We start from the raw sequence: 12919 nt of genomic DNA, 5'->3' as shown, positions 1-12919 counted from the left end.
TCAGGATGCTGTCACCGGGAGCCGGGACGAGGCAAGCTCAAAGCACCGGTCCACGAACCGGTCGGCGGCCGGGCGCAGCCGTGCGGCATGGGTGTCGAAGAAGTCGGCGGCGGCGCTGCCTGGCCACTGTTCGGGCAGGAGCTGAGGGGGTAGCTGCGGGTCGCGGAACAGGAACGTGCGCCACGCGTGTACGAGCGTGAAGCGGGCCGCGTACGCCTCCTGGTCGTCGCTGCCGGCGTGGATCGGGGCGACGACGGGCTGCAGGGTCCGCACGAACTCCTCGTACGCGGCGCCGATCTCCTCCAGGTTCCACGCCCGGCGCACCAGGGCCGCAGCGCCGTCGACACCGCCGGCGTGGCTGGCGGTGAACCGCTCGAACCGGATGCCCGACTCTGCCAGCAGCGTCTCGACCTCGTCGGTGGGTCGGGCGGCGACCCACGTCGCGGGTTCGATCGCCCCGTAGCCCAGAAAGGACAGGTTCGAGGCGAGACGGGCCCGGTCGGCGCGCTGCGCGGGTGGGTCCATGACGATCAGGTCGAACCGGCCGTCCCAGGAGTTGCCGCCGGTGCGGTAGATGCGGGTCGCCGCCTCGTCGAGCCGGCGGGCGGCCTTGGGGGTCAACAGGTAGCCGGGTCCGGTGGAGAGCCGGAGCGGGTGCAGCCAGCCCTGTCGGACCATTCGCGACACTGCGGTGCGTACCGCCGGCGCGGCGATCCCGAGGGGGGCGAGCAGGCGTACGAGCGCAGCAACGGGTGCGCGGCCACCGCGGGGACGCAGGTAGTCGCCGTACAGGTCGAAGAGTGCCGACCGTGCTTGCATGGCCGCATATTGTGACAGGTCCTGAGTTGAGCCCACCAGGGACTGTCACAACAAATCGGCCCCAGTTTGGGTCTTGGGGCCATCATCAGGGAAAATCATTGGTCGGCGCCGTTTCTGGACGTCCGCACGCACAAGCGGACGCCCGAACGGGGTCTGCGCAGCTCACGGGTGCGGCTGACGTGCCCGGGATCTGAAAGACCATACAGTGTGAGGGGAGACAACATGGCGGCCATGAAGCCGCGGACGGGCGACGGTCCGCTTGAGGTCACCAAGGAGGGCCGGGGCATCGTCATGCGGGTCCCACTGGAGGGTGGTGGCCGGCTCGTCGTAGAGATGACGCCTGACGAGGCCAACGCGCTGAGCGAGGCGCTGAAGTCGGCCACTGGCTGACCGCGGTTTCGCCGCCACCGATGCCCGCCGCACGGTTTGAGGAGTTCCGTGCGGCGGGCTGCTGATGGGCGACTGTGGAACGTTCCGGCGGGATTGTGAGGAGGCGACCGTGATCGAGATTCGGCTCGCGGTCGACGGTGCGGTACCGGAAACGCTGGCGCTGCCCGTGGCGGCCCCGGCCGGTACCGCAGAGACGGAGCAGCGGCTACCTGACGTTCAGCAGCCGCCTGAGGTCGACACCGCCGACACCGATATCGCCGGGTCCGAAGTGCCGGTGGGCGGCGTTGACGTGGGCGGGTTGCTGCGCACCGCGTACGCCGCCGAGAGCGCGGTACGCGAGGAGGCGCTCGCCTTCATCGCCGACGTCCACCACTCCGGGAAGCGCGGCGTGCTGCACACCCTGAACCGGCCATTGGCCAGCCCGCGTCGGCTGCTGCTGGCCGGGGTGGGCGCCGGCGATGAGGCCGGTTGGCGCGCCGCTGGGGCGGCGATCGCCCGGTCGGCCCGGATGCAGCCGTCCGTGACGGTCGGAGTACCGCCCGGGGTGGAACCGGAGGCGGTCCGCGGCCTCGCCGAAGGCCTGTGGCTCGCGTCCTACCGCTTCCGGCTGGGTTCCGAGGCGCCGGACAAGGCACCGCGCCTGGCGAGCGCCACGATCGTGGTCGACCGGCCCGAGCGGTACGAGGCGGCCCTGAGCGAGGCCCGTACGGTGGCCGAGGCGACCATCCTGGCCCGGGACCTGACGAACATGCCGAGCGATCAGAAGTCGCCCGCCTGGCTGGCCGAACGGATCCGGGAGGCGGCGGCGGACCGTCCCGGCCTCACCGTCGCCGTCCGTGATCAGGAGCAACTGGCCGCCGAGGGCTTCGGTGCGATCCTCGCGGTCGGCTGTGGCTCGACGCGCCCGCCCAAGCTGGTGGAACTGTCCTGGCAGCCGCCAGCTGCGCGTACGCACGTGGTGCTGGTCGGCAAGGGCATCACCTTCGACACCGGAGGCATCTGCATCAAGCCCCGGGCGGGCATGAAGCTGATGCGCAAGGACATGGGCGGCGCCGCCGCCGTGGCCGCCGCGACGATCGCGGCGGCGGCGCTGCGCCTGCCGGTACGGGTGACCGCGCTGGCACCACTGGCTGAGAACATGGTCAGCGGCACCGCGTACCGCCCCGGCGACGTCGTGCGTCACTACGGTGGGATGACCACCGAGGTGCTCAACACCGACGCCGAGGGGCGGCTGGTGCTCGCGGATGCCATGGCGTACGCCGTGCGCCGGCTCGACCCGGACCTCATGGTCGACCTCGCCACGCTGACCGGCGCGCAGAGCGTCGCCCTCGGCAAGCGCACCGCCGCGCTCTTCAGCGACAACGAGGCGCTTGCCGGGGCCCTCGCAGACGCGGCGGACGCCGCCGGCGAGCGGGTCTGGCGGATGCCGATGCCCGACGACTACCGCGAGGCGCTCGACAGTCAGGTGGCAGACCTGGTCAACGCCACGGAGGTCGGCGCCGGGTCGGTCATGGCCGCGATGTACCTGCGCGAGTTCACCGGGGAGTTCCGGGACCGCTGGGCGCACGTCGACATGTCGGCGCCCGCCTGGGCGGACTCGCCCGACGCGGAGCTGGTCAAGGGTGCCACCGGCTGGGGTGTGCGTACGCTGGTGCGCTGGCTCGGCACGGTCGCCACGCAAGCTTCCTGAGCCGCCTTGGCGTCGGCGGCTACCCAGCCGAGACCCAGCCGGCTCAGATAGCCCAGCGTGGCGGACGGGTACGACACGATCCGACCGTCGTCAGGGGCGCTTGACCGCGCACAGGAGCCCGTCGCCGGTGGGCAGCAGCGCGGGAATCCACTCGTCCGCCTCCCGCAGCGCCTTGACCACCTCACGCAGCGCGACGGTCTCCGGGTCGCGCACCGCGGGGTCGGCCACCTTGCCGTCGGCGAGCGCCGCGCCGAGGACGAGAACGCCACCGGGGCGCAGCAGTCGGGCCGCCGCGTTGACGGCCGCGGCGTACTCGCTGGCGTCGTGGTCGACGAAGACGAGGTCGTAGACACCGTCGGCGAGCCGCGGGAGCACGTCGAGGGCGCGCCCGGTGATGATGCGGGTACGCGACGGGGCGAACCCGGCCTCCGCGAAGATCCGGCGCGCGATCCGCTGGTGTTCGCCCTCGATGTCGATGGTGGTCAGCACGCCGTCGGAGCGCATCCCGCGGAGCAGCCACACGCTGCTGACCCCGGTGCCGGTGCCCACCTCGACCACGGCTTTGGCGTTGCTGGCCGCCGCGATGAAGCGCAGTGCGGCGCCGGCGGCGGGTCCAACCGGCGTCAACCCGACCTCGCCCGCCACCGCGCGGGCCACGGCCAGAACTCTGTCCTCGGCCACGTACGCCTGGGCGAAGTCGTGGGCGTGGGCAGCGTTCTGCTGGGGAATCCTGGTGGACGCGGCGATGACGCACCTCCTGGCCGGTCGATGTGGAGTCTGGTATTGAGCCTAGGGAACCGTAGGCCGGTGTGGGGGATGTCGGGGCGTGTAATCCTTGTGGGCGTACGGACGAATGGAGTGGCGAATCGTGAGTGACTGGGGCACGCGGCGGCAGAGACCCGCTGTGGAAGCGCCCGGCTCGTGGGCCCACCCCGAGCCCGGGTCCGCTGTGCCGGCGCCTCCGCCGGCCACGGGCGGCCAGGTCGGCTCGGCGAACGGCGCCGGTTCGCCCTGGTGGTCCGATGCGCTGTCCGACCCGTGGCGTGATCCGGCAGCCCCCGCCGCCGTCGTGGTCACGCCGCCGGTGTCCGGCGCGCCCCCGCTTGAGCCGGTGGCCGTGCGCCCCGGCGAGGGCGTACGGCCCGGCCTGCGGCTCGTGGTCCTGGTGTCGGTGATCACCGCCCTGCTCGCCGGCGCGCTAGGCGGCACGCTCGGGTTCGTCTTCGCCAGCCGGGGCGGGCTGGGCAGCGGCCCGCAGCTCGGGGGAGGAAACCCCGCGCCGCTGACGCAGCGCGGGCCCGACTCCGTGGCCGGGGTCGTCAAGAAGGTGCTGCCCAGCGTGATCACCGTGAAGGTACGGGGTGGTGGTAGCACCAGCCTCGGCTCGGGCTTCATCGTCTCCAGCGACGGGTACGCGATCACCAACGATCACGTCGTGGCCGGCGCCGCAGGGTCGACCGTGGTCACGTTCAGCGACGGCAACACGGTGGCCGCCAAGGTCGTCGGCAGTGATCCGGAATCGGACATAGCGGTGCTCAAGGTGGACGCCACCAACCTCACCCCGATCCAGTTCGGCGACTCGGACTCGGCCCAGGTCGGCGATCCGGTGCTGGCGATCGGGTCGCCGTTGGCGCTGGCCAACACGGTGACGTACGGCATTGTCAGCGCCGTCGACCGGCCGATCGCGGCGGGCGAGTCCGGTGGCCCGACGCGGTACTACGCGGCGATCCAGACCGACGCGGCGGTCAACCAAGGCAACTCCGGCGGTCCGCTGGTCGACGGGGCCGGTCGGGTCGTGGGCATCAACGCTGTGATCAAGTCCCTCGCTGCCGACCAGGAGCAGGCCGGCAACGTCGGGCTCGCCTTCGCGATCCCGATCAACCAGGCCAAGCGCATCGCCCAGGACATCGTCGACACCGGCAAGGCACGCCGTACGGTCATCGGAGCGGAACTGGAGACCACCTACCGCGGCGCAGGCGGCGGCGTACGGCTCCAGACGGTCCCGGCCGGCGGTCCGGCGGCGGCAGCGGGGCTGCACCCGGGGGACGTGCTGACCCGCATCGGCGGCGCCCAGGTGGAGGAGCCCGGCGACCTGATCGCTCTCGTACGTAAGTACGCGCCCGGCACCGGGGTCAGCGTCGAGTACACCCGGGACGGCGCCAAGCGCAGCGCGCAGGTCGTCCTGGCGGCGGACGGGAAGTAAACGGTTGGTTGGCGTCTCCCCGCAGGCCGCATAAGGTGCGTACGCTGGGCGTGAAGCAGGGAGGGGCAGTATGGGCTTGAGCAACATCGGCGGCTGGGAGTTGATTCTGATCGTCCTGGTCGGCCTGTTCATCTTCGGCCCGGAGAAGCTGCCCAAGGCGATCAGCGACGGGGTCCGCATGATCCGGCAGCTGCGTTCGATGGCCCGCAACGCGACCACCGACCTCAGCCGTGAGCTGGGCACGGACATCGAGCTCGAGGACCTCAACCCGAAGACGTTCCTGCGCAAGCACGTGCTCAGCGAGGATGATGAGGCCGCCCTCCGCAAGCCGCTGCAGGGCCTCTACGACGACCTGCGCGGCACGGCCGACCAGGTCAAGGGCGACTTGAGCAGCACCGCGACCGCCCTGGACGTGCACCAGCCCACCCCGGCGGCGCCCGCGCCCCGGCCGGCGCTCACGCGGCACACCTACGACGAGGCCACCTGAGCCCCAGACAGCGCAGAACGGCGGCCCCGGGACTTCCCAGGGGCCGCCGTTCGCTTAGGTCGGCGAGGAGGCGCTTACCGCCCCGCCGGCCGCAGGTTGAGGGGCTTGCCGACCAGGCTCTCCCGGCGTACCGCGAGACGGTCCGCCACGGCCGCGAGCGCCTTGGCCGCCGGCGCCTCGGGGGCCTCCAGGACGACCGGGCGACCGGCGTCGCCGGCCTCCCGTACGCGGGTGTCCAGCGGGATCTGGCCGAGCAGCGGCACCTGGGCGCCGGTCAGGCGGGTCAGCGAGTCGGCAACCGTCTGGCCGCCGCCCGCGCCGAAGACCTCCATCCGCTCGCCGGAGGGGAGTTCCAGCCACGACATGTTCTCGACCACGCCGACGAGCCGCTGGTGGGTCTGCAGCGAGATCGCGCCGGCGCGCTCAGCGACCTCCGCGGCGGCCATCTGGGGCGTGGTGACGACCAGGATCTCCGCGCTCGGCAGCAGCTGGGCCAGCGAGATCGCCACGTCGCCGGTGCCCGGCGGCAGGTCGAGCAGCAGCACGTCCAGGTCGCCCCAGTACACGTCGGCGAGGAACTGCTGCAGCGCGCGGTGCAGCATCGGGCCGCGCCACACCACGGCGGCGTTGCCGGCGGTGAACATGCCGATGGAGATGACCTTCACGCCGTGCGCCTGCGGCGGCATGATCATTTCTTCGACCTGCGTGGGGCGGCCCTCGGCGCCGAGCATGCGGGGCACGGAGTGGCCGTAGATGTCGGCGTCCACGACGCCGACGGCCAGGCCCTTCGCGGCGAGGGACGCGGCCAGGTTCACGGTCACGCTGGACTTGCCGACGCCGCCCTTGCCGCTGGCGATCGCGTACACCCGGGTACGCGATCCGGGCTGCGCGAACGGGATGATCGGCTCGCTGCCGCCATTGCCGCGCAGGCTGGTCTGGAGATTGCGGCGCTGTTCGTCGGTCATGACGCCGAACTCGATGTCGACGCCGCTGACGCCGGGCACCTGCGCCACCGCGACGGTGATGTCGTTGCGCAGCTTGTCCCGCAGCGGACAGCCGGCGACCGTCAGCAGGATCGCGATCTCGGCGACGCCGTCAGGGCGTACCGTCGCCGACTTGACCATGCCCAGGTCGGTGATCGGACGGCGGATCTCGGGGTCGTTGACGGTCGCGAGGGCGGACTGGAGCGCGGCCTCGCTGGTGGTGGCGGGGGCAGACATGGTGCCAATGCTACGTCCGGCCCCTTGATACCCATCGAGGTCGGGGTGCGTGGGGCCGACCACAGGTCCGACAGGGGAGCCGGCGGTCCCTGGATCAGGACTGGACGTGTGGCGCCTGCCGGTGCGACCATCGGTGCAGGTAACGCCGCGCGCCTAGCCCCTTGAGGCGCGCGGCGCCTGCACCTCCGGGCCCGAGCCGATCGCCGGGCCGATCGAGTCCGGCTCTTCGTCGTAATCGAGTTCGTACTCGTGCTCGGCTCCCTCGACCGCCCGCCGTGCCGCGCGCTTCATGTCCTTGCGCTGATCCTTGCGTTCCTGCTTGTGCCGGCGGTGCGCCGCCTCGTCGAGCTCCTCGCCCAGCCGGGTCAGCTCCGAGCGGATGAAGTCGCGCGTGGCCACCTCGCCGAGGGCGATCCGCAACGAGGCGATCTCCCGCGACAGGTACTCGGTCTCCGCCTTCTGCATCTGCGCCCGCCGGCGGTCCTCGTCGAGCGAGACCCGGTCCCGATCGGCCTGGCGGTTCTGGGCGAGCAGGATGAGCGGCGCGGCGTACGACGCCTGGGCGCTGAAGAAGAGGTTGAGCAGGATGAACGGGTACGGGTCCCAACGGAATCCGAAGATTCCGATCAGGTTCACCGCCACCCAGATGAGCAGGAAGATCGTCATGTAGAAGAGGAACCGGGCGGTGCCCATGAACCGGGCGAACGTTTCGGCGAAGCGCCCGAACGCCTCCTTGTCCGGCCGGGGCAGCGTGATCCGGCCCGGCTCCCGGGGCTGGTCGAGGCGGCCGGCGCGGCGAGCCTCAGCCACGGCGGTTGTCCTCCCGTGCGGGTACCGAGACCGGTCGGCCGGTGAGGTGCGACGGCCGCGGCACGGGGGATCCTCCCGGGGCTGTCTCCAGCTGGTCGCGGTCGCGCCAGTCCGGCGGCAGCAGGTGGTCGAGGACGTCGTCGACGGTGACCGCGCCCACCAGCCGGTTGTTGCTGTCGACGACGGGCATGCAGACCAGGTTGTAGGTCGCCATCCGCCGGGTGATCTCCGACAGCGGGGTGGCCGGGTCGAGCGGGTCGATGTCGTTGTCGACGGCACCGCCCAGCAGCGCCGAGGGCATCTCGCGCAGCAGCCGCTGGAAGTGCACCACGCCCAGGTATCGCCCGGTGGGGGTGTCGTTCGGCGGCCGCGTCACGAACACCGCAGCCGCCACGGCCGGCGACAACTGGGGCTCGCGGATGCGGGCCAGCGCCTCCGCGATCGTCGAGTCCGGGGGCAGGATGATGGGCTCCGAGGTCATGAGGCTGCCGGCCGTGCCCGGCGTGTAGTCGAGCAACTGGCTCACCTTGGACGCCTCGTCCGGCTCCATCAGGTCGAGCAGGGCGTCCTGGTCGGGCTTGGGCAACTCAGCGAGCAGGTCGGCGGCGTCGTCAGGGTCCATCTCCTCGAGGATGTCCGCGGCCCGTTCGCGCCCCAGCGCTGCGATGATCTCGACCTGATCGTGCTCGGGTAGCTCCTCCAGCACGTCGGCGAGGCGCTCGTCGTCGAGCGCGGTGGCGACCTCGACCCGCCGCGCGTCCGAAAGCTCCTGGAGGGCGTTGGCGAGGTCGGCGGGGCGCATGTTCTCCAGGAGAGCGAGCAGGCCGGCGGTGCCCTGGGTGTCGGGTGCGCCGATCAGGCCACGGACCTCGTTCCACTCCAGTTGATGCACGTGGCCCCGGCGGGTCAGCCGGCCGGTCAGCTCGCGGACCGCCACCCGTGTCAGCGTCCACTCGCCGGTGCGGTCGGACTCCATCGCGACGTCGACGACCGTGCCCTCTCGATCGGTGTCGTTGATCTTGACCCGCCGGTCCAGCAGGTCCTCGATCACCAGCAGTTCACCGGGGCGTTTTTCGAAGCGCCGCAGGTTGAGCATGCCGGTGTTGAGAATGACCGCGTCGGCCTCGATCGCGGTCACCCGGCCGATGGGTACGAAGATCCGCCGGCGCATCGGCATCTCGGCCACCAGCCCCACCACCCGGGGCGGTAGCTGACCGGGACGCGGCCGGACGACCGCGTCGCGGACCCGCCCGACCGTGTCGCCGTTCGGGTCGAACATGGAAAGACCGGCAAGGCGAGCGACGTAAACCCTGGTCGCGGTAGTCACGTACAGCAGACTAGTCTCGTTCGATCGTCCGCATGCCGAGTCGGTGCCCTTTGCGGGGCGGCAGCGGTGTCTAGGCTGTGGCCCATGAGCACGCTGCGGTACGAGGTCGTCGATGTGTTCACCGACCGTCCGTTCACCGGTAACCCGCTCGCGGTCGTCTACGGCGCGGACGAGCTGGCGGCATCCCAGATGCACGACATCGCGCGGGAGTTCAACCTGTCCGAGACGATCTTCGTACTGCCGCCGACGACCGCGGACGCGACGTACCGGGTACGGATCTTCACTCCGGGTGGGGAGATTCCGTTCGCCGGGCATCCGAGCGTGGGGGTCGCGGTGACGCTGCAGCGGGCCGGGCGGTTTCCGGCCGGCACCGTGGTGCAGGAGTGCGGCGCCGGGCTGCTGCCGATCGTGGTCGAACCCACCGGGCTCGCGACGCTGACCGGGGGCACTCCGACCATCGGCCCCGAACTGGACCCGGGCCCGCTACTCGGGGCCGTCGGGCTCGAACCGGTCGACTTCGCCGGCCCGGCGCCCCGGGTCGCCGGCTGCGGGCTGGAGTTCCCCTACCTGTCGGTGGTGCCCGCGGCGGTGGCCCGGGCGACCTGCGATGCGGCCGCGCTGCGCGCCGCCGGCTTCGACGACGTGGAGGTCTTCTCCTGGGACGCCGAGACCGCGACCGCGCACGCCCGGATGTTCGGGCCCGGGGTCGGCGTACCGGAGGACCCCGCGACCGGATCCGCCGCGCTGGGCCTCGGCGTCTGGCTGGTCGCTTCGGGGCTCCTGCCCGGCGAGGGCACCTCGGCGTACCGGGTGCACCAGGGCGCGGAGATCCACCGGCCATCCACCATGGACTGCACGGTGACCGGCGCGGCCGGGGCAGCAGTCTCGGCGACGGTCAGCGGACACGTCGTACCGGTCGCGACCGGCGAGATCGCCGTTCCGCCGTTCGTGGGCTGACCGCGCCGAGGACGACCACGGCGACGCCGGCGACCAGCAGGGCGAGCCCGGGCAGGCTGCGGGCGGCGGGCGCCTGGCCCAGCCACGCCCACGCGATCAGCGCCGCGCCCGGTACCTCCATCAGCAGGAGTACCGAGATCGTGGTCGCCGACACCCGGTGCAGGGCGAAGTTGATCAGTGAGTGGCCGAGCAGTTGGGCACCTGCGGTCAGGGCGCCGATCGCGAGCCAGGTGCGGCCGTCGAAACCGTGCAGCGGTACGCCGCCAGCCAGGCACACCACGCCGAGCAGGACCGCGCAGGCGGCGTAACAGACCGTCGTGTAGGCGGTCGTGGTGGTACGTGCCCGGGCCCGCTCGCCGAGCGTCGTGTACACCGCGCCCGCGACCCCGCCGGCGACGGCGAGCAGATCGCCGGTGGCCGCCCGGCCGGACACGGTCAGGTCGGCGCCGGCCGCGAGGACGGCGCCGGCGACGGCGATCCCGACCCCGATCCAGGTGGCGGGGGCGACCGGTACCCGCCGGGCGGCCGCGATGAGCGCCGCCCACACCGGCTGGGTGCAGACCATGGCGGTCGCGGCGGCGGCCGTGGTCAGCTTGGCGCTGGGTACGAACGTGGCGAAGTGGGCCGCGAGCGCGACCCCGGCCAGCACGCACAGGGCGACCGTCCGCCGGTCGAGCCCGCGTAGCCCCGCGCTGCGCCGGGTGACCGCCACCGGCGCCAGGACGCCGACGGCGAGCGCGTTGCGCCAGAACGCGATCGCGAGGGCCGGGGCTGCCGCGTACGCGATCAGCGGGGCGGACGACGACACGGCGAGCAGCGCGATGGTGAGGGCCGCCGTCGTGGGAGCCCCGAGCGTACGCATGGCTGATCATGTTGCCACGCTGCGTCGCGCGGCCGGTTAGGCTCTCTCGGTTGATTCCCCGTTGGTAAGGCCGCCCATGCTCGCCGCTCCCGTCCCGCCGCGCGCGGTGCTGTTCGACTTCTTCGGCACGCTCACGACCGCTGTCCGCCGGGGCCCGCGCCACGCCGTCATCGCCAGCCGGCTCGGCTGCGACCCGGACGCGTTCGTCGCCGAGCTGGATCGGACCTTCTACCTGCGCGCGGCCGGCCAGTACGGCGACCCGATCCACGGGCTGCGGCGGGTGGCGTACGCCGCCGGGGGCCGGCCGACCCTCGCCGAGCTGGTCGATGCGGTGGCGACGCGCGTCGACGCCGTACACGCGGACACCGTGCTACGCCCGGAGGCGGTGCCCGTCCTCTCGGAACTGCGCCGGCGCGGCATTCCGGTCGTCGTGGTGAGCGACTGCTGGTACGAGCTGCCGGCCTTCCTGCCCCGGCTCGGGATTGCGCCGTTCCTGGCGGGCTGCGTGTACTCCGTGCAGGTGGGGCACTGCAAGCCGCACCCCGCCATGTACCTGGAGGCCTGCCGCCAACTGCGGATGGACCCGGACGAGTGCCTGTACGTCGGCGACGGTGGCAGCCGGGAGCTGTCGGGTGCCCGCGAGGTCGGGATGGCGGCGGTGCGGCTGGCCGCGCCGGACCTCGCCGGCCATCTGATCTTCCGTGGTGACGGTGCGTGGAGCGGGCCGGTGGTCGGGTCGCTGACGGAGGTTCTCGCGATGGTGGATCACGCCGACGCCGCATAATGCAGGGATGGAGCGTGTTCCGCTCGTCGACGAGGCGATGAAGAAGGCCGCCGTGGTGTGGCTGACCGTGCCGGACATCGGCCCCGCGTACCCGGTGTGGTGCGTGTGGATCGACGGCGCGCTGTACGTGGTGAGCGGGCCGGGGGAGCAGGCTGCGCCGGGGCTGGCCGAGGCGACGACGGCCTGCGTGACGGCGCGCGGTGACCATGGCGGGCGGATCGTGACGTGGCGGGCGGCCGCTTCGCGGCTCACGTTCGGCACCGACGAGTGGGACACGATCACGCCCCAGGTGGCCGCGAAGCGGCTCAACGCCCGCGGTACGACCGAGGAGATCGTGACGCGGTGGGCGGCCGGGTGCGTGGTCAGCCGGCTGGAGCCGGTGGGGGAGCCGCCCGAGGCCGGCCCGACGCTGCCCGACGCGTCGCTGGCGGCGCCGCCACCGCCGACGCCGGCGGCTCGGCCGGCCCGGCGCCCGTTCCGGCTGCACCGCGTCCGCAAGCGCCCGCGCTAGATCCAAAGGCCTCCGCGCTAGCGGCCGACCGCTTTGGCGCTCGCCTCCCACAGGCGCGCGGCCAGGTTCGGGTCCGCCAGCTTGGCGGCCGGCCGGCGCAGTCGACGCTTCGCGTAGTACCCACCCTGCGTGATCTCGTGCTCGGGCGCCGTGGCGAGCCAGACGAGCGTGTCGGCCCCGGCCTCGGGCGTGGTGAGGAACGGGGCGAACTTGTAGAACGCCGCCATCACGGGGCTGTCCGCGCCGAAGCGGCTGCGCACGACCCCTGGGTGGTACGAGGTGGACAGGATGTCCGGCCAGCGCCGGCCCGCCTCGGCCGCGAAGAGGATGTTGGCGCCCTTGCTCGCGCCGTACGCCTCCCACCGGCTGTAGTGGTCGGCGCGGCCGGTCAGGTCGTCCGGATCCACCAGGCCGGTGCGGTGGGCGTCGGACGCCGTGTTCACGACCCGGCCGCCGCGTAGCCGCTCTCGAAGCAGGTTGGTCAGCAGGAACGGTGCCAGGTGGTTAGCCTGGATGGTGGTTTCGAAGCCGTCAGGCGTGGTGGCGTACGAGCTGACGATGCCGCCCGCGTTGTTGGCCAGCACGTCGATTCTCGGATAGCGGTCGAGCAGGTGGGAAGCCAGTTCCCGGACCTCTTCCAGCCGGGTGAAGTCAGCCCGGAAACTGTCGGGAGCCGGGCCGCCAAGAGCCCGTACCTGATCCACTGCCGCGGCCAGGCGGCCCGGATCGCGCCCCACGACGACGACCCGCGCGCCACGCCGCGCGAACTCCTGCGCGGCTGCCAGGCCCACGCCGGAACTCGCTCCCGTCACAACGACCGTGAGATCTTCCACAGCTGTGTTCTCCCCGATCACGCCGC

At 72.3% G+C, this 12919-nt stretch carries 14 protein-coding genes; 7 read left to right on the top strand and 7 right to left on the bottom strand.

Going from position 1 to position 12919, the window contains the following annotated elements:
* A complete protein-coding gene (locus tag HC028_RS03680; protein WP_168072763.1) occupies positions 1-819 on the bottom strand; it encodes a PaaX family transcriptional regulator in 819 nt (272 codons plus the stop codon).
* Between the two features lie 222 nt (positions 820-1041).
* Here HC028_RS03680 and HC028_RS03675 point away from each other — a divergent pair, with 222 nt between their 5' ends.
* Both HC028_RS03675 and HC028_RS03670 read left to right on the top strand, forming a co-directional pair.
* A complete protein-coding gene (locus tag HC028_RS03675) occupies positions 1042-1209 on the top strand; it encodes a DUF3117 domain-containing protein (protein ID WP_167924232.1) in 168 nt (55 codons plus the stop codon).
* Between the two features lie 109 nt (positions 1210-1318).
* A complete protein-coding gene (locus HC028_RS03670; RefSeq protein WP_239075290.1) occupies positions 1319-2899 on the top strand; it encodes a leucyl aminopeptidase in 1581 nt (526 codons plus the stop codon).
* Positions 2900-2989: 90 nt separating this feature from the next.
* Here the strand turns inward: HC028_RS03670 and HC028_RS03665 are convergent, their stop codons facing one another.
* Entirely contained in the window at positions 2990-3580 is a 591-nt protein-coding gene (locus HC028_RS03665) for an O-methyltransferase (protein WP_168072758.1), read from the bottom strand.
* A 187-nt stretch (positions 3581-3767) separates the two neighbouring features.
* Here HC028_RS03665 and HC028_RS03660 point away from each other — a divergent pair, with 187 nt between their 5' ends.
* Both HC028_RS03660 and tatB read left to right on the top strand, forming a co-directional pair.
* Complete coding sequence (locus HC028_RS03660) at positions 3768-5102, top strand: trypsin-like peptidase domain-containing protein (RefSeq protein WP_373313826.1); 1335 nt, start codon at positions 3768-3770, stop codon at positions 5100-5102.
* A 70-nt stretch (positions 5103-5172) separates the two neighbouring features.
* The gene (tatB, locus tag HC028_RS03655; RefSeq protein ID WP_168072753.1) at positions 5173-5589 is read left to right on the top strand and encodes a Sec-independent protein translocase protein TatB; all 417 of its coding nucleotides are present in this window, start codon (positions 5173-5175) and stop codon (positions 5587-5589) included.
* Between the two features lie 74 nt (positions 5590-5663).
* Here tatB and HC028_RS03650 read toward each other — a convergent pair whose 3' ends face one another.
* The 3 genes from HC028_RS03650 to HC028_RS03640 form a co-directional block, all read right to left on the bottom strand.
* Positions 5664-6809: an Mrp/NBP35 family ATP-binding protein gene (locus HC028_RS03650; protein WP_168072751.1), complete on the bottom strand. Its 1146-nt coding sequence runs from the start codon at positions 6807-6809 to the stop codon at positions 5664-5666.
* Between the two features lie 153 nt (positions 6810-6962).
* On the bottom strand, positions 6963-7619 hold the full coding sequence (locus HC028_RS03645) for a DUF1003 domain-containing protein (RefSeq protein WP_168072749.1): 657 nt from the start codon (positions 7617-7619) through the stop codon (positions 6963-6965).
* Complete coding sequence (locus HC028_RS03640) at positions 7612-8946, bottom strand: magnesium transporter MgtE N-terminal domain-containing protein (RefSeq protein WP_168072747.1); 1335 nt, start codon at positions 8944-8946, stop codon at positions 7612-7614. The genes HC028_RS03645 and HC028_RS03640 overlap by 8 nt, the downstream gene beginning before the upstream one ends.
* Positions 8947-9030: 84 nt before the next feature.
* Here HC028_RS03640 and HC028_RS03635 point away from each other — a divergent pair, with 84 nt between their 5' ends.
* Positions 9031-9903 (top strand): PhzF family phenazine biosynthesis protein, encoded by an 873-nt coding sequence (locus HC028_RS03635; protein ID WP_168072744.1) that lies wholly within the window; start codon positions 9031-9033, stop codon positions 9901-9903.
* On the opposite strand, the gene HC028_RS03630 is transcribed toward HC028_RS03635, so the two are convergent.
* On the bottom strand, positions 9842-10765 hold the full coding sequence (locus tag HC028_RS03630) for a DMT family transporter (protein WP_168072742.1): 924 nt from the start codon (positions 10763-10765) through the stop codon (positions 9842-9844). The genes HC028_RS03635 and HC028_RS03630 overlap by 62 nt on opposite strands.
* Before the next feature lie 76 nt (positions 10766-10841).
* Here HC028_RS03630 and HC028_RS03625 point away from each other — a divergent pair, with 76 nt between their 5' ends.
* Both HC028_RS03625 and HC028_RS03620 read left to right on the top strand, forming a co-directional pair.
* Positions 10842-11549: an HAD family hydrolase gene (locus HC028_RS03625; RefSeq protein ID WP_168072740.1), complete on the top strand. Its 708-nt coding sequence runs from the start codon at positions 10842-10844 to the stop codon at positions 11547-11549.
* A 7-nt stretch (positions 11550-11556) separates the two neighbouring features.
* Positions 11557-12060: a hypothetical protein gene (locus tag HC028_RS03620; protein WP_168072738.1), complete on the top strand. Its 504-nt coding sequence runs from the start codon at positions 11557-11559 to the stop codon at positions 12058-12060.
* 17 nt (positions 12061-12077) lie between these two features.
* Here HC028_RS03620 and HC028_RS03615 read toward each other — a convergent pair whose 3' ends face one another.
* The gene (locus tag HC028_RS03615) at positions 12078-12914 is read right to left on the bottom strand and encodes an SDR family NAD(P)-dependent oxidoreductase (RefSeq protein WP_373313825.1); all 837 of its coding nucleotides are present in this window, start codon (positions 12912-12914) and stop codon (positions 12078-12080) included.
* Positions 12915-12919 lie beyond the last annotated feature (5 nt).

Source organism: Planosporangium flavigriseum (assembly GCF_011947225.1).
Taxonomy (GTDB): Bacteria; Actinomycetota; Actinomycetes; order Mycobacteriales; family Micromonosporaceae; genus Planosporangium; species Planosporangium flavigriseum.
The sequence above is the reverse complement of the archived record's forward strand: the minus strand, read 5'-3'. Positions and strand labels throughout refer to the sequence as shown.